The sequence below is a fragment of the Gordonia sp. (in: high G+C Gram-positive bacteria) genome, from assembly GCF_052106715.1.
Lineage (GTDB): Bacteria > Actinomycetota > Actinomycetes > Mycobacteriales > Mycobacteriaceae > Gordonia.
In genome coordinates this window covers 1-20,447 of the sequence record NZ_JBQEDL010000029.1, presented here as the reverse complement: position 1 = coordinate 20,447, position 20,447 = coordinate 1, and the positions used below count along the sequence as shown (strand labels likewise).

Here is a 20,447-nt window from a genome sequence, read left to right as displayed (position 1 = left end):
CCGTCACCGCCTCAACAGGTCGGCGTCGTCCACCGAAGCGGACCGACGAGTGCGGAAGATGGTCATGATGATCGCCAGACCGATCACCACTTCGGCTGCGGCCACCACCATCGTGAAGAAGGCGATGACCTGACCGTCGAAGCTGCCGTGCATGCGCGCGAACGTCACGAACGCCAGATTGGCCGCGTTCAACATGAGCTCCACGCACATGAAGACGACGATCGCGTTGCGGCGCAACAAGACCCCCGCTGCGCCAATCGCGAAGACGATGGCCGCGAGGTACAGGTAGGCCGCGGGGCTCATCGGGGAGGCTCCTGGGGTCTCGACTTCGCTCGACCAGCGGTGGTGGGGGCAGCGGTGATGGCATTGCCCGAGGGGCCGACGACGCGAGGAGTGAGACGCTGGTTGACCGATAGACGCGAAGGGCTGCCGTCGGGGAGACGACCGGGGATGTCGACGGCGTTGTGGCGGGCGTACACGCCGGGCGCGGGGAGCGGCGTCACCTGCCCGCCTCGTTTGAACCGCTCGATGGACAGTTCGCGCTGGCCGTGCACCGGCCCCGTCCGCTGGCGGTGGGCGAGCACCATCGCGCCGAGCGTCGCCGTGATCAAAAGCGCACCGGTCAACTCGAACGCCCATAGATAGCGGACGAAAATGATCTCGGCGAGCGCTCGGACGTTCTCATTGCCGCCACCCGGCGCCGTGCCGTGACTCAAGTCGGGGGCCCCGACGAACGGCGCCATACTCGCCGATCCGATAGCCGCCACCAGTAGGACGCCGAACCCGAGCGACAGTCCGATCGCGACGATGCGTTGCCCGCGAACGGCTTCGACGAGCGAATCGGAGGAGTCGACGCCGATCAACATCAAGACGAACAGGAACAGCATCATCACCGCGCCCGTGTACACGACCACCTGGACCACGCCAAGGAACAATGCTCCCTGCATCACGTAGAAGACGGCGAAGATGATCATCGTCATCGCCAAGAACACCGCCGAGTACACAGCTTTCGGGCTCAGGACGACGCCGAGCGCACCGATCACCACGATGACGCCCAGAATCCAGAAAGTGGCAGCCTCGGTGCCCGAGGTCGACGCGAGTCCCGCGGCGAGGGTCGTCGTCATATCTCACCGCGGTAGTAGTTCTCGGGACGCGACCCCTCGGCCATCGGATGCGGCGGCTCAGTCATCGACTCGGTGAGCGGAGCGAGCAGGCGATCCTTCTCGTAGATCATGTCGTCGCGGTCGGTGCCGACCATCTCGTAGTCGCCGGTCATCGTGAGGGCCCGCGTCGGGCACGCCTCGATGCACAGACCACAGCCGATGCAGCGCAGGTAGTTGATCTGGTACACCCGCCCGTACCGTTCGCCCGGCGAATACCGCTCCTCCTCGGTGTTGTCCGCGCCTTCGACGAAGATCGCATCGGCCGGGCAGGCCCATGCGCACAGTTCGCAGCCTATGCACTTCTCCAACCCGTCGTCGTACCGGTTGAGTTGGTGTCGTCCGTGGTAGCGGGGCGGTGCAGGCTTGCGTTCCTCCGGATACTGCTCGGTGATCGGCTTACGGAACATCGACGCGAACGTCGTGCCGAATCCAGCTACTGGTTTCAGGTTGTCCGGGATCTCGGGCATCACGGGGCTCCCTTCTGATCGACGGCGATCTTCTTGTCTAGAGCACCCTCCGGCAGCGTCTGGCCGGGTAGGGGTGGAACGGGGAAGCCGCCTGCCATCGGGTCGAAGGTCTCGACTTCGCTCGACCAGCGGGAGGGGTCGCTCGACCGGCGGGAGGGGTCGCTCGACCGGCGGGAGGGGTCGCTCGACCGGCGGGAGGGGTGGCTCGACCGGAGGGAGGGGTCGCTCGACCGGCTGATGGAGGCGATCGCGTAGATCAGCAAAGCGGTGGTACAGATCCCGGCGGCGGCGAGGATCAGCGACGTCACGAGCTCGGACTGGCCACGCGTGGCCTGGTCGATGACGCCGACCACGAGGACCCAGCCGAGGGCGACCGGGATCAGCACCTTCCACCCGAGGTTCATGAACTGGTCGTAGCGCAGACGCGGCAGGGCGGTCCGCAGCCAGAAGAACATGAACAGGAAGCACCACATCTTCGCGGTGAACCACAGCAGGGGCCACCAACCGGAGCTTGCGCCGTCCCACACGCTGATCGGCCACGGCGCCTGCCACCCGCCCAGGAACAGGGTGGTGGCCAGCGCGGACACCGTCGCCATGTTGACGTATTCGGCGAGCATGAACATCGCGAACTTGAGTGACGAGTACTCGGTGTGGAAGCCGCCGACGAGTTCGCCTTCGGCCTCGGGAAGGTCGAACGGCGCGCGGTTGGTCTCGCCGACCATCGAGATCAGGTAGATCACGAACGCCGGGAGCACGAGAAGGATGTACCAGTGGTGCTGTTGCCCGCCGACGATCTCCGACGTCGACATGGTCGCCGAGATCAGGAACACCGAGGCGAACGAGAGTCCCATCGCGATCTCGTACGAGATCACCTGGGCCGTCGAGCGCAGACCGCCGAGCAGCGGATACGTCGAGCTGGACGCCCAGCCGGCGAGGATGATCCCGTAGACGCCGATCGACGTGATCGCCAGGACGTAGAGCACGCCGACGGGAAGATCGGTCAGCTGCAACGGGGTGCGGTGCCCGAACACCGACACCTCCGGTCCCATCGGGATGACGGCGAACGCGGTGAACGCGGGAATCACGGCGATGACGGGGGCCAGAAGGTAGATCACCGTGTCCACGCCTGCCGGTGTGATGCCCTCCTTCAACGCGAGCTTCACACCGTCGGCCAACGACTGCAGGAGACCGCCCGGACCCACTCGGTTCGGTCCGAGACGCCGCTGCATTCGCGCCATGATCTTGCGCTCGATCAGGATCCCGGCGAGGACGGTGACGACGAGAAAGGCGAAGACGCCGATCGCCTTCGCGAGCATCAGCCACCACGGGTCGTAACCGAAGTCGGCGAGCGTCGGGTAGTCGGTGGCCGCGATCATGAAGCGCCTTCGACGTCGACGGCATCACCCGGGCAGACGCGCAGAGTCGAATACACGCGGGATCCGGGCGAATTCATCGGCAGCCACACGACTCCGTCGGTCATATCGGTGACCGAGAGCCGTAGCGTGACGGACCCGTGCTGGGTCGAGACGGTCAGCGGCTGCCCGTCGGCTACGCCGAACCGGTCGGCCGTGACCTGCGCAAGTCGCGCAACGGGTTCCCGTGCGGTGCCGGCCAGATGTTGCTCGCCGTCCTGCATCCGTCCGAGGTCGAGAAGCATCCGCCACGAGGCGAGGACCACTCGCTGCGGGTCGGTTTCCCTCGCGACCGCGGTGATCGGCTCGGCGGTATGGCGTGGACCGGACCAGGCCCCGATCCGGGCGAACTCGTCGTGGATCGCCGCTACGTCATGACAGTTCAGGTCCACCCCCATCTCGGCCGAGAGTGCGTGCAGCACGCGGTGGTCCGACAATGGAACACTTCCGGATTCGGCGGGCACCGCAGCGGCGAACGGTCGCGGGCGGCCCTCCCAGTCGACGAATGTCCCTGCCTTCTCCGGGGCTGCGGCGACCGGCAGAACGACGTCGGCGAGCGCGGTCGCCGACGACTCCCGTTGCTCGAGGCTCACCACGAACGACGCCGCGCGGATCGCGTCGGCGGCAGCGACCGGGTCGGGCAGGTCGTCGATTTCTACGCCGCCGACGACCACAGTGTCGAGCTCACCCACGGTGAGCGCCTCCAGGATCTGCGACGTGGACCGCCCGGGACCCGCGGGGATCTCGGCGCCCCAGGTCTCGCCGATCTCGGCGCGGGCCCGGGCAGACGACACCGGACGTCCGGCAGGGAGCAGGTTCGGCGCTGCGCCGACGTCGAGTGCTCCTCGCTCGCCTGCGCGGCGAGGAATCCAGGCCAGGCGCGCACCCGATTCGGCGGCAGCGGTCAGCGCGCCCGGACTGCCTGCGAGACGTTCCCCGACGATCAGGATCGCGCCCGGCTCGGCGAGAGCATCGGCGACGGCGTTCTCGCGCAGCACGCGGGCCTCGTCGCCGGGCGCACAGTCGATCAACGTCGCAGACAGCTTCTGCGCACCCGCGCTCAGCCACGGTGCGATCGTGTGGATCCGCTGGCCGCGCGTCCGCACAGCCTTGCGTAGCCGCAGGAAGACGATCGGCGACTCCTCTTCAGGCTCGAACCCGACGAGTACAACGGTCGAGGCGGCTTCGAGGTCGGCGTAGGTGACGCCGACACCGGTGCCTGCCACATACGCCGCCAAGAAGTCGATTTCCTCGTCGGACTGCAGGCGGGCGCGGAAGTCGATGTCCGAGGTGGAGAGGGCCGCGCGCGCGAACTTGCCGTAGGCATATGCGTCCTCGACCGTGGCGCGTCCACCGACGAGGACGCCTGCGCGAGTGCCGGCGAGACGTCGTGCGGCGAGGGTCAGCGCGTGCGGCCACGATGTCGGAGCGAGAACACCGTCGTCGCCGCGCACCATCGGGGTCGAGATCCGGTCGGGAGCGTCGACGTACGCGTGCGCCCATCGACCCTTGTCGCAGTTCCACTCCGCGTTCACTTCAGGATCGTCGCCTGCCAGGCGACGCAACACCTTTCCGCGCCGGTGATCGGTGCGCTGTGCGCACCCGGACGCACAGTGCTCACACATACTCGGCGACGACGTCAGGTCGAACGGACGGGACCGGAAGCGATAGGCGGCACCGGTCAGCGCGCCGACCGGGCAGATCTGCACCGTGTTCCCGGAGAAGTACGACATGAACGGGTCGTCGGCGTACGCGGAGACCTGTTGCAGCGCACCGCGATCGGCGAGTTCGATCAGCGGGTCTCCCGCCACCTGCTCGGAGAATCGGGTGCAGCGTGCGCACAGGACGCACCGCTCGCGGTCCAGGAGTACTTCGGAGGAGAGCGCGACCGGTTTCGTGTAGGTCCGTTTGGTTCCGCCGAACCGCGACACCGGGCGACCGGCCGACACCGCCTGGTTCTGCAGCGGGCACTCGCCGCCCTTGTCGCAGGTCGGACAGTCCAGCGGGTGGTTGATGAGCAGCAGTTCCATCACGCCGCGTTGCGCCGACGCAGCCGCCAGCGACGAATGTTGGGTGCGGACCACCATGTCGGGACTGACCACCGTGGTGCACGACGCCATCGGTTTGCGCATGCCCTCGATCTCGACGAGGCACTGGCGACAGGCGCCGACGGGATCCAGGAGCGGGTGGTCGCAGAACCTTGGAATGTCGACACCGATCATCTCGGCGGCGCGGATCACCAATGTGCCCTTGGGGACTGAGACCTCGATGTCATCGATCACGACGGTCACCAGATCGTTGTCGCGAACAGTGTCGGTCATGCCGGGCCTCCCTTCGCGAACACCGTCGACGCAGCGGGGTCGAACGGACAGCCACCGGGGCCGTGCTCACCGGTCAGGTGCGCGTCGTACTCGTCGCGGAAGTACTGCAGAGAGGATGTGATGGGACTGCCCGCGCCGTCGCCGAGCGCGCAGAAACTCTTTCCGACGACGTTGCCGGTGGTCTCGGCGAGGAGATCGATGTCGGCTTGGGTCCCCGTCCCGTCCTCGATGCGTTGCAAGATCTGCACGAGCCAGTACGTGCCCTCACGGCACGGCGTGCACTTACCGCACGACTCGTGCTTGTAGAACTCGGTCCAGCGCAGCACCGCGCGCACCACGCACGTCGTCTCGTCGAACAGTTGGATGGCCTTGGTGCCGAGCATCGACCCGGCTTCGGCGACGCCCTCGTAGTCGAGCGGCACGTCGAGGTGTTTGGCGGTGAACATCGGCGTCGACGATCCGCCCGGGGTCCAGAACTTGAGCTCGTGGCCCGCACGCATCCCGCCTGCCATCTCGAGGAGTTCACGGAGCGTGATGCCCAGGGGCGCCTCGTACTGGCCGGGTCGGGTGACGTGACCGGACAACGAGTACAGCGTGAAGCCGGGGGACTTCTCGGTGCCCATCTCGCGGAACCAATCGATGCCATTGCGCAGAATTGACGGGACGCTTGCGATCGACTCGACGTTGTTGACGACCGTGGGACTCGCGTAGAGGCCTTCGCTCGCTGGGAACGGTGGACGCAGACGCGGTTGGCCGCGTCGCCCTTCGAGCGAGTCGAGCAGAGCGGTCTCCTCGCCGCAGATGTAGGCGCCCGCTCCCGCATGGACGACGAGGTCCAGGTCGAAGCCCGATCCGAAGATGTTCTTGCCGAGCACCCCGATCTCGTACGCCTCGGCGACAGCGCCCCGCAGCCGACGGATGACGGACGCGACCTCGCCGCGTACGTAGATGAATGCGTGCCGTGCGCGGATCGCGTACGCCGCGATGATCACGCCTTCGACGAGCATGTGCGGCGTCGCCAACATCAGCGGCATGTCCTTGCAGGTACCGGGTTCGGACTCGTCGGCGTTGACTACCAGGTAGTGGGGTTTGGGTCGTTCCTCCCGTTGCGGGATGAACGACCACTTGGTGCCCACCGGGAAACCTGCGCCGCCGCGGCCGCGAAGGCCGGAGGCCTTGATCATGTCGATTACGTCGTCCGGCGTCATCTGCAACGAAGCCTTGAGGCCCTGATACCCATTGCGGTGCACATAGTTTCGGAGCAGCCACGGCTCGTCGTCGGACCAATAGCGCGACAGTACGGGCGCCTCGGCGGGCTCGGCGCCCGGCGTCGGGAGATCGATGGCGATCATGACGCATCACCGGTTTCGGGGAGCCCGGCGAGGAGTCGTGCGGTCTGACGGAATGTGCACAACGACGGTGAGCCGCGACTCGGCGCAGGTGGATTCCCGGCGCGGAGGTCATCGACCAGCGCGTCGACGGACTCCGGGGTCTGCTCGTCGAAGAACTCCCAGTTGACCATCACCACGGGCGCGTGGTCGCAGGCGGCGTTGCATTCGATGCGCTCGTAGGTGATCGTGCCATCGTCGGTGGTCTGGCCGGATTCGACGCCGAGCTTCTCGGAGACGCTCGCCGCGATCGCGTCACCGCCCATCACCGCGCACAGCGTGTTGGTGCAGACTCCGACCAGATAGTCTCCGGTCGGCTTCATCCGGTACATCGTGTAGAACGTGGCGACCGAGGCGACCTGCGCCGTCGTCAGCCGCAATCGGTCGGCGCAGAAGGCGACGCCCGCGCGGGTGAGGTAGCCGTCGACGCTCTGCACCAGGTGCAGGAGTGGCAGCAACGCCGACCTCGACTGCGGGTAGCGTGCGAGGATCTTGTCGGCTTCGGGCCGCAACCTCTCGAGGACGTCTGCGGGGTAGGCCGCAGGCCCGCTGAACTCGATCGGCGGCGTCGGCTCCGAGGTCGAGAACAACAGGGGCAGTGGTTGCCTGTCCAGTGGTTCTGCACTCATCTGTCCACTCCTCCCATCACCGGGTCGATGCTGGCGACCGCGGTGATGACGTCGGCGATCAGTCCGCCTTCGCACATGGCCGCGACGGCCTGCAGGTTGGTGAACGACGGGTCGCGGTAATGAACCCGATACGGGCGCGTCCCACCGTCGGACACCATGTGGACACCGAGTTCGCCGCGCGGCGATTCGATGGACACGTAGCATTGTCCGGCGGGCACCCGCATGCCCTCGGTGACGAGCTTGAAGTGATGGATCAGCGATTCCATCGAGGTGCCCATGATCTCGGCGATGTGCTCGGGAGAGTTTCCGTAGCCGTCCGGCCCGACGGCGAGGTCGGCGGGCCATGCGAGCTTGCGGTCGGCGACCATCACCGGACCCGGCTCCAACTTGTCCAGGGCCTGGCGGACGATACCGATGGACTGCTTCATCTCTTCGATGCGGATGGCGTACCGCCCGTACGAGTCGCAGCGGGTGTCAGTGATGACGTCGAAGTCGTAGTTCTCGTAGCCGCAGTAGGGCGAACTCTTGCGCAGGTCGTAGGGGAGTCCGGTCGAGCGGAGGACCGGCCCGGTGACGCCGAGCGCCATGCAACCGGTGAGATCGAGATAGCCGACCCCCTTGGTCCGTGCCTTCCAGATGTAGTTCTCGCTCAGCAGCGCCTCGACCTCACCGATCTGCGACGGCAGATGGTCTAACACCGCCGTGATGCGGTCGACGATGCCGTCGGGGAGGTCGGCGGCCACCCCGCCCGGGCGCACGAACGCGTGATTCATGCGGAGTCCGGTGATCTCCTCGAAGAGGTCGAGGATCTTCTCCCGAGCACCGAAGCCGAGAAACATCGGAGTCACCGCGCCCAACTCCATGCCGCCGGTCGCGAGTGCGACGAGATGGGAGGCGATCCGGTTGAGTTCCATCAGGATCACTCGGATGACGTCTGCGCGCGGTGGTATGTCGTCGGTGATTCCGAGGAGCTTCTCCACCGCCAGGCAATAGGCCACCTCATTGAAGAACGGCGACAGGTAGTCCATCCGGGTCACGAACGTGACGCCCTGCGTCCACGTGCGGAACTCGAGGTTCTTCTCGATCCCGGTATGGAGGAAGCCGACACCGCAGCGTGCTTCGGTGACGGTCTCGCCCTCGATCTCGAGGATCAGGCGCAGCACGCCGTGCGTCGACGGGTGCTGCGGTCCCATATTGACGACGATCCGTTCGTCCCCCTCGCTCTCGGCCGCTCGATCTGCCACTGCCGTGACGATGTCCTGCCAGTCGTTCCCGGTGACGGTGAAGGTGTCGGTCATCAGTGATACGACCTCCGCTGGTCGGGCGGTGCGATGGTGGCGCCCTTGTATTCGACCGGGATGCCGCCCAGCGGATAGTCCTTGCGCTGAGGATGTCCATCCCAGTCGTCTGGCATCTCGATCCGCATCAACGACGGGTGGCCGTCGAAGATCAGGCCGAAGAAGTCGTAGGTCTCGCGCTCGTGCCAGTCTGTCGTCGGATAGATCCGGAACAGGCTCGGGAGGTGCGGATCGTCGTCGGGCGCCGTCACCTCCAGCGACACCGCCCGGTTGTGGGTGATCGACCGCAACGGGTAGACGGCGTGCAGTTCCCGGCCGGTCTCCTCCGGATAGTGGACGCCGGACACCCCGAGGCACAGTTCGAAGCGAAGCGCCGGGTGGTCGCGCAGTGTCGCCGCCACCGCCTGCAGGTGAGTCCGGGTCACGTGGATCGTCATCTGGTCCCGGTAGATCACGCACTTGGGCACCGCGTCGTCGAAAGCGAGGCCGTGTGCGGCCAGCCCTCCGGCGAGAGTGTCGGCCACGTCGTCGAAGTAGCCCCCGAACGGACGCTCGGTGTTGCCGGGAAGCGTGATCGGGGCGACCAGACGTCCGTAACCGGAGGTGTCACCGGAGTCGGTCGCGCCGAACAACCCGTGCCGGGTAGCAATGACCTCCGGACGCTCGCGCCCGGTCGAAAGCTCCCCGCTCATCGCAGGAGCCCCGTGAACTCGATCGTTGGCTTGGACGCGAGTGCGGCTTCCTCGGTGACGCGGATCGCCTCCTCGCGGTGCACGCCCAGCGGCATCTGACCGATCTGCTCGTGCAGGGTGAGGATCGCGTTGAGCAGCATCTCCGGTCGTGGCGGACAGCCCGGGAGATAGATGTCCACCGGGACGACGTGGTCGACGCCCTGCACCACCGCGTAATTGTTGAACATCCCGCCCGACGATGCGCACACGCCCATCGCCATGACCCATTTGGGTTCGGCCATCTGGTCGTAGATCTGGCGCAGAACAGGAGCCATCTTCTGGCTGACGCGGCCCGCGACGATCATCAGATCGGCCTGCCGCGGCGAGGCGCGGAACGCCTCCATGCCGAACCGCGCGATGTCGTAGCGTCCCGACGTCGACGCCATCATCTCGATGGCGCAACACGCCAATCCGAAGGTCGCGGGCCACAGCGAACCGCGGCGCATGTACCCGGCGAGCTTCTCGACGGTGGTCAGCAGCAGACCGCCAGGAAGCTTCTCTTCAATTCCCACAATCAATCCCACCTGAGTCCGCCGCGCCGCCACTCGTAGGCGTAGGCGACGGAGACGTTGACGATGAACAGGGCGACAGCGATGAGCCCGAACCAGCCGAGGCTCTCCGACGCGACCGCCCACGGGTAGAGGAAGACGATCTCGATATCGAAGATGATGAAGAGCATCGCCGTCAGGTAGTACTTCACCGGAAAGCGCTGGACGAGGTCCGCAGCAGGCGGAAGCGGTTCGATGCCGCACTCGTACGCGGAGAGTTTCGCGGCGTTGCGACGACGAGGTCCGACGACGGACGCGATGATCACGGACACGACGGCGAAAGCAGAGGCGATCGCAGCGAGTACCAGGACCGGTCCGTACGCGTTCATTCTTCAAGCCCTCCACTGTCTCGACGGCGTCGTAGGGGCTGCCTTCGGCGTCGATCGGTTTTTGTGACTTTAACCACACACTACTCACGGAATGGTGTGTGCCGTGGGAGGTTTCGGCTATCCCGGCGCGCCGAGGCGTATGCGCTGGGAGAACGTGACTTCGGTGTCAGCGCAGAAGGTCGACGAGCGTGCGCGAGAGCTCCATCGGGTCGACCGGGACGCCTGCGACCGCGTCGGCACGCGACCAGCCGGCCAGCCACCGATCGGCCTGGCGGGCGATCAGCACCACCAGCGGCGGGCACGGCTCGTACTCGTCACGGACCTGTCTGGCCATCCCCATGCCGCCTGCCGGAGCGGCCTCGCCGTCGAGGATCGCGACGTCCACGACACCGTCGTCGAGACGCTTCAACAGCATGGGCGCCGTCGCCACTTCGACGAATTCGAGGTCGGGCAGATCGGGGTGAAGCGTGGTCCCGAGGGCGGTAATCACTTCGCGACGCGTGCCCGAATCATCCGAGTAGACGAGGACGCGGAAGGTGACGCGATCTGCGGAGGAGCTCACGGATCCGACCCTAACGTCGCCGGGAGGCTCGACGGTGGGGAATAGCCAACACGGGAGTCGACTCCATGCACGACTGAAGGTACCGCTGCACCGCGTCATGGTCCCAGCCGTGGGTCTCGCGCAGGCCGCGGCCGATCATCGCGAGGTATGGCTCGCTCGGCCGGGTGTGGTCGACGTCGCCGATGCCGGGAATCGCCGTGACCGTGAGAGCGGGCAGTTCGTCGATCGTGCCGACTCGCACCAAGCGCGAATAGAGGCCGTCGTCGACGGCGTGGGCGTCCCCGTCCGCTTGGAGGATCGTGTGGTCACGGAGGGCCGCTTCGAGCGGAGTGTCGGCAGTCGGCTCGCGGTCGGACTCCTGTGCAGCGAGGTCGGCGAACTGCTCGATCGAGATCAGATACGCGCCTGCGGGCGCCGGCCCGGGCCTCTCGTGGTCGTAGAAGGCCATGCCTCCGCCCCACGTCCGGGACTGTCCGGCGAAGAAGATCCGGCCGGGCAGCATCGTCGCGCGGGTATCGAGTGGCTCGGTGGCGTCGCGCGCTCCCGGATACGTCCGCAGGCCGCCCTCGGGCCGACCGCCCTGCAGGTAACAGGCGAGTCGGTCCGTGCACAGGTTGGAGCCATAGCTGACGTACCAGAGGTGGGTCGTGTCGTCGGGCATGCCCTGCACGTTAGTTCCCCGCGCTGGGCCTACCCCGCACGCACGATCCGGTCGTCGCCGTCGGCGGGGTCGCCGCGGCCGTCCGTGTTGTTGGTGACGACCCAGATCTCGCCGTTCGGGGCCACCGCGACGTCGCGGAGCCTGCCGAGGTCGGTCATCGTCTCGGGCGAGGTGTCGAGCGCCGACACCGGAACGCGGCGCAGGCTCTCGCCACGCAGATTCGCGATCAGAATCTCGTCGCCGACCACCGCGATGCCACTCGGACTCGCGTTCGAAGGCTCCCACTGCTGCACCGGGTCGGCATATCCTTCGCGGCCGGCGATTCCCTCGACCTCGGGCCAGCCGTAGTTGCGGCCCGGCTCGATCACGTTCAACTCGTCCCACGTGTCCTGTCCGAATTCGGAGGCATACATCGTGCCGTCGTCGGCCCACGCGATGCCCTGCGCATTGCGGTGACCGAGGCTGTAGACGGGTGAGCCGGGGAAGGGATTGTCGTCGGGGACGGCGCCGTCGGGTGTCAGGCGCAGGATCTTGCCCGACAGCGAAGAACGGTCCTGTGCCGCCGAACTCTCGCCTGCGTCGCCGGTCGTCACGTAGAGCATGGCGTCGGGGCCGAAGGCGATCCGCCCGCCGTTGTGGTTGGACGCCGCCGGGATCCCGTCGACGATTACCTCGGGCTCATCGAGCGTGAGCCCGCCTTCGTCGCCGGAGATCGGGAACCGCTCCACTCGGTTCTCATCATCGGCGGTGAAGTAGCTGTACAGGAAGCCGTCGTGGACGGCGATGCCGAGCAGTCCGCCCTCGCCGGACGGTTCGACGTCGTCGATCACGGCGACCTGCCGTGGCGTACCGGCAGCGTCCAGCTCCAGAACGCGCGCTGAATCCCGTTCGCTGACCAGGGGAGTCTCGCCGTAGAAGGCGATCGACCAGGGCGAGTCGAGGTCCTCGGCGACGACGGAGTCTGCGCGCACTGCAGACGTCGGACGGGTGCGCGGTTCGTCGTCGGCGCAAGCCGCAGGTGCGAGGGCGAGGACGGACACGGCCAGGGCGAGTGCACTCCGCTTCATGTCCTCAGGGTATGTCGGAGTCGAGCGCAGCCGACAGAAAGACGTCCTCGGCGTTGTTTCCCGGAAGGTCGAGGGCGCAACGGTATGCGGCGGTCGCGCCGTCGTGGTCGTCGAGTTCGGCGAGCGTGATGGCGCGCGCGATGTGATAGCCGCGGTACTTCTCGAGCACAGGATCAGTCGCGAGCGCGTCGAGCATCTGCAGTCCGCGGTCGGCGCCGAAGGCCCGTCCTACCGCGACTGCCCGCCCGACACGGACCACCGGACCCGGGTCGAAGCTCTCGAGAATGCGGTAGAGGACGGCGATCTGTTGCCAGTCAGTATCGGTGGCGGCAGCAGCTTCGGCGTGGACGGCGGCGATCGACGCCTGCACCGCATACGGCCCGGCGTCGGCCGATCCCGCCGCGCGTTCGGCCAGGTCGACTCCTTCGTTGATCAGCAGCCGGTCCCACAGCGTCCGGTCCTGATCGGCGAGCGGCACCGGTGACCCGTCGGCGGCGAGTCGGGCCGGTCGCCGTGCGTGGGTGAGCAGGAGCAGGGCGAGCAGGCCGCTGGTCTCGGCGCGGGGGAGCAACCCGTGCAGGATCCTGGCCAGCCGGATCGCCTCATCGGCGAGGTCGTCGCTAACGTGCGCGTCGCCGGTGGAGCGAACGAAGCCCTCGGAGAACATCAGGTAGACGACGCGAAGGACGGCGCCCAGACGATCTGGCAGGTCGTCGGCCTCCGGCGGGGTGAAGGGAACGCTCAGGGATCGGATTCGCTTCTTGGCGCGAACGATTCGCTGTTGGACCGTCGGCGTCGGCACGAGCAGTGCGTGAGCCACCTCGGGCGTGGTCAGTCCGCCGACGAAGCGGAGCGTCACCGCGATCCGATCCTCCGGTCGCAGCACCGGATGCGTGCACGCGAAGAACATGCCGAGCCGATCGTCCGGGATCAAGGCGCGATCGGTCGGTTCGGGCGTGGGTGAGCGCCGCGTCGACTCGATGTGCAGTTCGGCGAGCCTGGTCGCCAGGACCGCATCGCGTCGGACGACGTCGAGAGCCTTGCGCTTGGCCGTCGTCATCAGCCACGCCGCCGGGGAGTCGGGGACACCAGACGTCGGCCACGAGGTCAGGGCCTTCGTGAAGGCGTCTTGGAGTGCGTCTTCGGCGAGGTCGAGATCACCGAACCGGCGGGTCAACGCCGCGAGCAGGCGCGAGCGGTCGTCTCGGTCGACGGCCGCCAGCGCCTGCTGCGTCTCGTGATTCATCAGTCAGAGCTGCCTGGTCAGTACGGGGCGAGCGGGCGGATCTCGACGTGTCCGCCCGGTGCCGACCCCGGGCTGCGCCGGGCCCACGAGATCGCCTCGTCGACGTCGGGGACGTCGATGATGTAGCCACCGCCGACGAACTCCTGCACCTCCGCGAACGGGCCGGATGCGGCGACGACGCGTTCACCGGACTCATCGGTGTGTACGACGACCCGCTCGTCCTCCAATGCGAACGAACTCACGACCACGCCGGCAGCGGTGATCTCCTGGTCGAAGGCGAAGAACTCTTCCGGCTTCGCGCCGCCGTCGTCGCCGCACGCGGGGTCGTCGACGTGTCCCATGAGAAGCAATGCGTACTTCATGTTTCCTCCTTGGTGATTCGTCGAACCCGATCGGTCCGACACCATGGTGACGGATGGGATACGCCGAAATCGACAGATGCGGAGAGAACAATTTCCGACTGATTCGATCTGGCTAAGTCAGTTCAGTTTGTACACCGTGGTCCCGCCGACCGTCGTCGCAGTGAAGTTGGCTGCCACCCAGGTCGAGATCTCGGAGTTTCCACCCGGCCCGCCGCGTCCGCCGCCCGAACCCGAGCCGATATAGTAGGCGACCTTGCCGGACTTCACGTACGCCTTGAACTGGTCGAGCGTCGGTGCGGGATCGCCGCTCCACCCGCCGATGGCCATCACAGCTTTGCCGGTAGCGATCTCGATGCCTGCAGCAGACTGCGAACCGTTGGTCGCAGCCGCCCACTTCGTCGATGTGGTTCGCAGCAGTGCGGCGAGTTCAGCGTTCGTGGACATGCCTTCCCCTCCGGGTCCTCCGCCCCCGGGTCCGCCGCCTGCGGCGTCTCCGGGACGCTGCGAGCCATCGGTCGGCATACCCGAGGGTGCGCCGCCCGGACCGGCCGCGCCGTGACCACGCCCGCCGTGAACACCCCCGCCGGGGCCCATGCCGCCGGTCTCGAGAGAGGTCTCGACTGCGGTCGGGATCGAACCCTGATGGGCGGTCGCCGCAGTGGCTATCGAGAACGCAGCCGTCCCGCCAAAGCCGGCGAGCGAGCCCGCGATGATCGCGGCGCCGACCATCTTGCGCCATCCGAGCGGTCCGCCGACGAGCAGGACGACGATCGCGACGAGCGCTACTGTGCCGACCAGCCAGCGACACCAAACCGGGCCGAAGTCGTTGCGGTTCAACAGGACTACCGACCATGCGGCCGCGGCGGCCACCATCGCAGAGGTCGCCAGGCGTCCGTCCCACTGATTGCGCCGACGCCATGCGAACACCGCAATCAGACCGATGAGCGTGGCGATCGCCGGGGCGAGCGCCACCGTGTAGTACGGGTGAATGGTGCCGCTCATGAAGCTGAACACGAGTGCAGTGACGATCAGCCAGCCGCCCCACGCCACGACAGCAGCGCCTTCGACGCGTGACAGGCCGCCGTCGAACGGGCGTCGTCGCACCGTCCGGCCCCCGAGGTACGCGGCGAACACGAGCGCTATGATCGCTGCGGGCAGGAGCCAGGAGATCTCGTTGCCCATCTCCGATCCGAACAAGCGTGACAGTCCTGTCGCGCCGCCGAACGAACTGCCCGCGGCACCGCCGCCCATGCCGCCACCACCGCCGGGTCCCTCGCCGCCGCTGATGCGGCCGATACCGTTGTATCCGAGGACGAGATCCATGAAGGTGTTGTCCGTCGATCCGCCGATGTAGGGGCGGGCAGATGCCGGGACGATCATCGTGGCGACGACGAACCAGCCCGCCGACACGATCAGTGACGCTGTGGCGATCGCGAGCTGGCCGACACGCTTGAGCCACGAGTTGTTCGCGAACAGGAGATAGGCGAGACCGAAAGCGGGCAGTACGAGGAGTCCTTGCAGCATCTTCGTCAGGAACGCGAAGCCGAGTGCGACGCCGACCAGCGCCAGCCACCGTGCGGAATTGGTCGCTATCGCACGAGTCAGGGCGTACCCGGCGGCCACCATCAACAGCACCAGGAGAGCGTCCGGGTTGTTGAAGCGGAACATCAGCGCTGCCGCGGGCGTGAACGCGAGCACCGCGCCCGCGATGAGGCCTGCGGCTGTGCCGTGGACGCGATCGGCGATCGTCCGTCGCATCGCGGCGTAGACGAGTGCGACGGCGGCGACACCCATCAACGCCTGGGGTAGGAGGACGGCCCAGCTGTTCATGCCGAACATCCGGATGGACAGGCCGGTCACCCACAGTGCGGCGGGCGGCTTGTCGACCGTGATGAAGTTCGACGAGTCGAGTGCGCCGAAGAACCACGCAGTCCAACTCTGCGACCCGGCTTGGGCCGCCGCCGCATAAAAGGTGTTCGCATAACCGCCCGCCGCGAGATTCCACATGTACAGAGCGCCGGTGACGACGAGCAATCCGATCAGGGCGGGTCTACCCCACCATCCGGGGGCGCGGGGCGTCTTCTCGTCTCGAGGGTGGTCGTCGGTGGCCGGCCCAGGCGCCGGTCGGTCGAGTAGTGCGGTCATCGGTAGTTGTCCTCTCTGATACCTCATCGACTACCGAGGATGCGCGAGCAGGATCCGGCAACGCTGGGATGCAGCTGCGGGATTCCTGTGAACGCCGGAGGCCCTAGCCGACGCGGCGGTCAGCTGCGCGGCAGCCAACTCGACGTGCGTGCTGCGACGTCGATCGTGGTCCGGGCGGCAGGGGAGAACGTGACATTACGTGGCCACGAGATGCCGATCTCGCGCTGCGCGGCAGTATCGGCGATCGGCAGTTCGACGATCCCCGCCGGCGTGGGAGCGGCAGGCGGCAGGACCGCGACTCCCAGGCCGACGGCGATCAGGCCGCGGAGCGTGTGCAGATCCTCGCCTTCGAATCCACGATCCGGTTCGGCGCCCGCATCGGCGAGAAGCGCGTCGACGTGGCCGCGGAGCCCGAACTCGGCACGCAGTTGGAGCATGTGCTCCCCGCTCAGCTCCCGGAGGTGGATCCGGGACCGGCCGACGAATCGGTGGCTCGCCGGAACGGTGAGGACGAGCGGCTCGGCGAACAGCCGGGTCGTCTGCACATCCGACTCGCCTGCGTACGGCGGCGAAACGATTGCGGCGTCGACGTCGCCCGATTCCAACGCATCAGTGCAGAGGGTCCGCGATCCCTGCCGCAGATCGAAACGAGTGTCGGGACGTAGCGCGAGGACGGCCCGTAACAGCGCGGGAACGACGACGCGCCCCATATCGTTCTGGAACGCCAATGACACCGTGTTGGCTCGTTCGTCGGCGCGCCGACCAGTCGACTCGACACCCGATCTGACCGCGTCGACGGCCCGATACGCATAGGGGACGAGCGCGGCGGCTTCGGGGGTGAGCCCGACACCACGTCCGTCGCGGACCAGCATCGGAGTCCCGAGCCGCTCACTGAGTCTGCGGAGCCCCCGGCTGACCGTCGGTTGTGGCACGCCGAGTTCGTCGGCCGCAGCCGTCACGCCGCCGGTCTCGTCGACGGCGATCAGGTACGGCAGGTCGGACAGGATCTCGCGCAACGTCGACGTCGTCACCTCTTCCATAGCGAAATGGTATGTGAACGAATCGAGTCATGCATTAGTGGTATGTCTTTGATCCTCGTAGCGTCGAAGGACGTGACGGAGACAGTTCATGCGAACACATCGACCTGGGACGGACACCCGAAGGACTCGCGCGAATATCGTCGGATCCTGCTTGCTCTGGCGTGCGCCGGGGTCGCGACCTTTGCGCAGTTGTACTCGCCGCAGGGCATCCTCCCTGAGATCTCGACGTCGTTGCAGGTCACACCGGACCAGTCGGCTCTGCTGATCTCGGTGGCCACCCTCGGTCTGGCCGCCGCGGTGCTGCCGTGGTCGGTCGTCGCGGACCGCGTCGGCCGACTGTCCGCGATGCGGTGGTCGTTGATCGCCGCCACCACGCTCGGGCTCGCGGTGACGCTGTGCCCGAGTTTCACCGGGGTTCTCGTCCTCCGGGCACTCGAGGGGGCCGCGCTCGGCGGCCTGCCTGCGCTCGCGATGACCTACCTGCAGGAGGAGATAGCGCCGGCGTACACCCCGGTGGCCGCGGGGACCTACATCGCCGGGACGACGGTCGGCGGGCTGTCTGGTCGGATCGTCGCGGCCCCGTTCGCGGAGCTGTTCGATTGGCGATGGGGCGTCGGCTCCGTCGTGGTCTTGTCGGCGCTGGCCGCGACCGCGTTCATGCTGTTGACGCCGACGCCGCGTGGGTTCCGCAGGGTCCGAGGTGAGGATCGCAACTCGCTCGCACGCGTGCTGTGGGTCAATCTGCGAGATCCCGCGATGCTCGTCCTGTATGCGCAGGGCTTCTTGCTGATGGGCGGTTTTGTGACGGTGTACAACTATCTGTCGTTCCGGTTGCAGGCTCCGCCGTTCCTCCTGTCGAGTTCCCTGATCGCGCTGCTCTTCTTCGCCTATCTCTCGGGAACCTGGTCGTCGCGCCGCGCGGGCGTCGTCGCCTCCACGCGTGGACGACTTCCGGTGCTCCTCGTGTCGATCGCGATCATGGTCGTCGGCGTGCTGATCACTCTCGTCGACTCGCTTCCGGTGATCATCGTCGGACTCGTCGTCTTGACCGTCGGGTTCTTCGGCGCCCACTCAGTCGCGTCCGGCTGGTCGGCCGAGCGTGCGCGCGTAGGCAGGGCACAGGCGGCGTCGCTGTACAACCTCTTCTATTACGCAGGCTCGAGTGTCGTCGGTTGGGTGGGCGGCATCGTGTTCGCACACGTCGGGTGGAATGCGACGGCGCTCGTCGTCGTCGGACTCGCCGTGAGTGCCGGCGTATGTGCGGCCGTGGCGCTGCGAGCGGGGTAAGCCGCCGGGGAGCCACGATTTAGATCTCGTTCTCCCACGCGCCGCGGGTGTCGACGCCGATGCTGTCGGCGAGTGTCTCGATCTCGTCGATCTCCGCGCGGCTCAGCGTGAGACCGCTCGCGCTGACGGCGTCGCCGATGTATTCGGGTCGCGTCACTCCGATGATCGGAATGGTCCCCTTCGCGATCGCCCATGCGGTTGCGACGTCGGCTGCCGATGCATCCTTGCCGTTCCCGATGGACGCGAGCAGGTCGGTCAGCGACTTCAGATGCGGGAGCATCGTGTTGTAGATGGACGCCCGGTTGCTGCCCTCCGGCAACGGATGATCAGGGCTGTACACCCCGGTGAGCGCACCCTGCTCAAGCACCATGTACGAGAAGAAGCTGACGTCGTGTTCGGTGCAGTAGTCGAGGATTCCGGCGCGTTCGGAATTGCGGTACAGGAGGCTGTAGTGGTTCTGGACGGCGTCGACGCGGAAGCCCGCCTCGCCTAAGATCTCGGCGGCGAGCTTGATCTCGGCGAGGTTGTGATTGGACACGCCGACGCGTTTGACTGTGCCTGATTGTAGGAGCGGGATCAGGTGGGGAGTCCATCGCGCCACGTCTGCGGGGCTATGGATCCAGTACAGGTCGATGTAATCGGTGCCGAGCCGCGCGAGGCTCTCTTCGAGCATGTCGGCTGCGGGGTTCTCGCCGTCGCCTGCGATGCGTGGAGTGAACTTCGTCGAGATCTGATACTCGTCCCGGGGATAGTCGCGCAACGCGTGGGCGAGCACCGTCTCCGACCGGCCCATTCCGTAGATCGCGGCCGTGTCCCATAAGGTCAAGCCGCTCGACTGCGCGCGGTCGGCGATCTCCTGCACATCGGGCTCGGTGATTCGACTGCCGAAGATCCCGTCGCCGGACTCGCCGCTGTCGCCCCACGCCCACGTGCCAAGCGCGACGGCGGGGAAGTTCGGATCGGTGTTCGTCATGAATGCCTCCGGACGCTCGGGTATGTCACCTCCATGGTGCAACATCGCTGCGAACCGGGGGGGGCTGACGGAAGTCGAATACCCGCCGCGAAGAATCTGGCACTTCCGTTCGGCGTATGGCCGAAGACGAGTGCCGAAGTCTGTGGGGTATTGCGAAGCGCGATCGCGACCACGACGAGCGAGCACCCGTGGCGGGTCGGCGTCGATGGAGTGTGCGGGGCGGGAAAATCCACTTTCGCCAAGTCCCTCGTTCGAGCGATTCAGGACCGAGGTCGCACGGTCGTTTTCATCGATTCCGACGGCTTTCACCACGTCAGGGCTCGTCGACATCGAGAGCAGGGCGCAGACTCTGCGCGCGGCTACTACGAGCACGCCTACGACTTCGGCTCGCTGGCCGACCGTGTCCTCCTCCCGCTGGGTCCCGGCGGAGACAGGCGGTATGCGACAAAAGTCCACGACCTTCAGACAGACGAGGTCGTGACGGGCCAGACCGCGGTCACGGTGGCCGATGCGATCGTGGTGTTCGATGCGACGCGGAACGATTCGGTGGACAGGGTGAGGCACGACGGGCGTTCGAGTCTCGGTACATGGCTGCGTGCCGGACCGATCTGAACGAGCGCGAGCCGGCGGCACGCGCGTCCATCCTGGTCGACAACACGGATCCGGCGCATCCGTCGATCCTGCGAATGCGGCAGAACCCTGGCTCGTTGCATGAAAAAAGTAACGCCCCACCTGCATTTCTGCAGGTGGGGCGTATTTCCCATCGGGGTGGCTGACGGGACTCGAACCCGCGACACCCAGGATCACAACCTGGTGCT

21 protein-coding genes are annotated in these 20,447 nt (G+C 66.8%); 2 read left to right on the top strand and 19 right to left on the bottom strand.

The features are described from left to right. Nucleotides 1-3 precede the first annotated feature (3 nt). The 18 genes from nuoK to ACTIMF_RS14235 all read right to left on the bottom strand — a co-directional run bounded on the left by nuoK (nt 4) and on the right by ACTIMF_RS14235 (nt 17,369). Complete coding sequence (gene nuoK / locus ACTIMF_RS14320; RefSeq protein ID WP_237009733.1) at nt 4-303, bottom strand: NADH-quinone oxidoreductase subunit NuoK; 300 nt, start codon at nt 301-303, stop codon at nt 4-6. After that, nucleotides 300-1,124, bottom strand: coding sequence for an NADH-quinone oxidoreductase subunit J (locus tag ACTIMF_RS14315; RefSeq protein ID WP_442350969.1), 825 nt, complete (start codon nt 1,122-1,124; stop codon nt 300-302). Before ACTIMF_RS14315 ends, nuoK begins: the two co-directional genes overlap by 4 nt. Then, a complete protein-coding gene (gene nuoI, locus ACTIMF_RS14310) occupies nt 1,121-1,630 on the bottom strand; it encodes an NADH-quinone oxidoreductase subunit NuoI (protein ID WP_442350968.1) in 510 nt (169 codons plus the stop codon). Before nuoI ends, ACTIMF_RS14315 begins: the two co-directional genes overlap by 4 nt. Continuing rightward, nucleotides 1,630-3,006, bottom strand: coding sequence for an NADH-quinone oxidoreductase subunit NuoH (gene nuoH, locus ACTIMF_RS14305; RefSeq protein WP_442350967.1), 1,377 nt, complete (start codon nt 3,004-3,006; stop codon nt 1,630-1,632). Before nuoH ends, nuoI begins: the two co-directional genes overlap by 1 nt. Beyond that, nucleotides 3,003-5,363 (bottom strand): NADH-quinone oxidoreductase subunit G, encoded by a 2,361-nt coding sequence (locus tag ACTIMF_RS14300; protein WP_442350966.1) that lies wholly within the window; start codon nt 5,361-5,363, stop codon nt 3,003-3,005. The genes nuoH and ACTIMF_RS14300 overlap by 4 nt, the downstream gene beginning before the upstream one ends. Further along, the gene (gene nuoF, locus ACTIMF_RS14295; RefSeq protein WP_442350965.1) at nt 5,360-6,715 is read right to left on the bottom strand and encodes an NADH-quinone oxidoreductase subunit NuoF; all 1,356 of its coding nucleotides are present in this window, start codon (nt 6,713-6,715) and stop codon (nt 5,360-5,362) included. The genes ACTIMF_RS14300 and nuoF overlap by 4 nt, the downstream gene beginning before the upstream one ends. Further along, nucleotides 6,712-7,380: an NADH-quinone oxidoreductase subunit NuoE gene (nuoE, locus tag ACTIMF_RS14290; RefSeq protein ID WP_442350964.1), complete on the bottom strand. Its 669-nt coding sequence runs from the start codon at nt 7,378-7,380 to the stop codon at nt 6,712-6,714. The genes nuoF and nuoE overlap by 4 nt, the downstream gene beginning before the upstream one ends. Next, a complete protein-coding gene (nuoD, locus tag ACTIMF_RS14285; protein ID WP_442350963.1) occupies nt 7,377-8,678 on the bottom strand; it encodes an NADH dehydrogenase (quinone) subunit D in 1,302 nt (433 codons plus the stop codon). Before nuoD ends, nuoE begins: the two co-directional genes overlap by 4 nt. After that, nucleotides 8,678-9,370, bottom strand: a complete 693-nt coding sequence (locus ACTIMF_RS14280) for an NADH-quinone oxidoreductase subunit C (protein WP_442350962.1) — start codon at nt 9,368-9,370, stop codon at nt 8,678-8,680. Before ACTIMF_RS14280 ends, nuoD begins: the two co-directional genes overlap by 1 nt. Then, nucleotides 9,367-9,921, bottom strand: a complete 555-nt coding sequence (locus ACTIMF_RS14275) for a NuoB/complex I 20 kDa subunit family protein (RefSeq protein WP_442350961.1) — start codon at nt 9,919-9,921, stop codon at nt 9,367-9,369. The genes ACTIMF_RS14280 and ACTIMF_RS14275 overlap by 4 nt, the downstream gene beginning before the upstream one ends. 2 nt (nt 9,922-9,923) lie before the next feature. Continuing rightward, on the bottom strand, nt 9,924-10,286 hold the full coding sequence (locus tag ACTIMF_RS14270) for an NADH-quinone oxidoreductase subunit A (protein WP_442350960.1): 363 nt from the start codon (nt 10,284-10,286) through the stop codon (nt 9,924-9,926). A 166-nt stretch (nt 10,287-10,452) separates the two neighbouring features. After that, nucleotides 10,453-10,848: a hypothetical protein gene (locus ACTIMF_RS14265; protein ID WP_442350959.1), complete on the bottom strand. Its 396-nt coding sequence runs from the start codon at nt 10,846-10,848 to the stop codon at nt 10,453-10,455. A 10-nt stretch (nt 10,849-10,858) separates the two neighbouring features. Further along, nucleotides 10,859-11,509 carry a histone deacetylase gene (locus ACTIMF_RS14260; protein ID WP_442350958.1) on the bottom strand — a complete coding sequence of 217 codons (651 nt, stop codon included), beginning with the start codon at nt 11,507-11,509 and terminating at the stop codon, nt 10,859-10,861. 29 nt (nt 11,510-11,538) lie between these two features. Next, nucleotides 11,539-12,576, bottom strand: a complete 1,038-nt coding sequence (locus ACTIMF_RS14255; protein WP_442350957.1) for a PQQ-dependent sugar dehydrogenase — start codon at nt 12,574-12,576, stop codon at nt 11,539-11,541. A 4-nt stretch (nt 12,577-12,580) separates the two neighbouring features. Then, nucleotides 12,581-13,822, bottom strand: coding sequence for an RNA polymerase sigma factor (locus ACTIMF_RS14250; protein WP_442350956.1), 1,242 nt, complete (start codon nt 13,820-13,822; stop codon nt 12,581-12,583). A gap of 17 nt (nt 13,823-13,839) precedes the next feature. Then, nucleotides 13,840-14,184, bottom strand: coding sequence for a YciI family protein (locus tag ACTIMF_RS14245; protein ID WP_442350955.1), 345 nt, complete (start codon nt 14,182-14,184; stop codon nt 13,840-13,842). A 117-nt stretch (nt 14,185-14,301) separates the two neighbouring features. Next, entirely contained in the window at nt 14,302-16,329 is a 2,028-nt protein-coding gene (locus ACTIMF_RS14240; protein ID WP_442350954.1) for an ArnT family glycosyltransferase, read from the bottom strand. A gap of 119 nt (nt 16,330-16,448) precedes the next feature. Further along, complete coding sequence (locus ACTIMF_RS14235) at nt 16,449-17,369, bottom strand: LysR family transcriptional regulator (protein ID WP_442350953.1); 921 nt, start codon at nt 17,367-17,369, stop codon at nt 16,449-16,451. 72 nt (nt 17,370-17,441) lie between these two features. Between ACTIMF_RS14235 and ACTIMF_RS14230 the strand changes: the two genes are divergently transcribed. Further along, on the top strand, nt 17,442-18,656 hold the full coding sequence (locus ACTIMF_RS14230) for an MFS transporter (RefSeq protein ID WP_442350952.1): 1,215 nt from the start codon (nt 17,442-17,444) through the stop codon (nt 18,654-18,656). Between the two features lie 19 nt (nt 18,657-18,675). On the opposite strand, the gene ACTIMF_RS14225 is transcribed toward ACTIMF_RS14230, so the two are convergent. Continuing rightward, nucleotides 18,676-19,629 carry an aldo/keto reductase gene (locus tag ACTIMF_RS14225; protein ID WP_442350951.1) on the bottom strand — a complete coding sequence of 318 codons (954 nt, stop codon included), beginning with the start codon at nt 19,627-19,629 and terminating at the stop codon, nt 18,676-18,678. Nucleotides 19,630-19,779: 150 nt separating this feature from the next. Between ACTIMF_RS14225 and ACTIMF_RS14220 the strand changes: the two genes are divergently transcribed. Next, nucleotides 19,780-20,241, top strand: coding sequence for a hypothetical protein (locus ACTIMF_RS14220; RefSeq protein WP_442350950.1), 462 nt, complete (start codon nt 19,780-19,782; stop codon nt 20,239-20,241). The last annotated feature ends 206 nt before the right edge of the window (nt 20,242-20,447 follow it).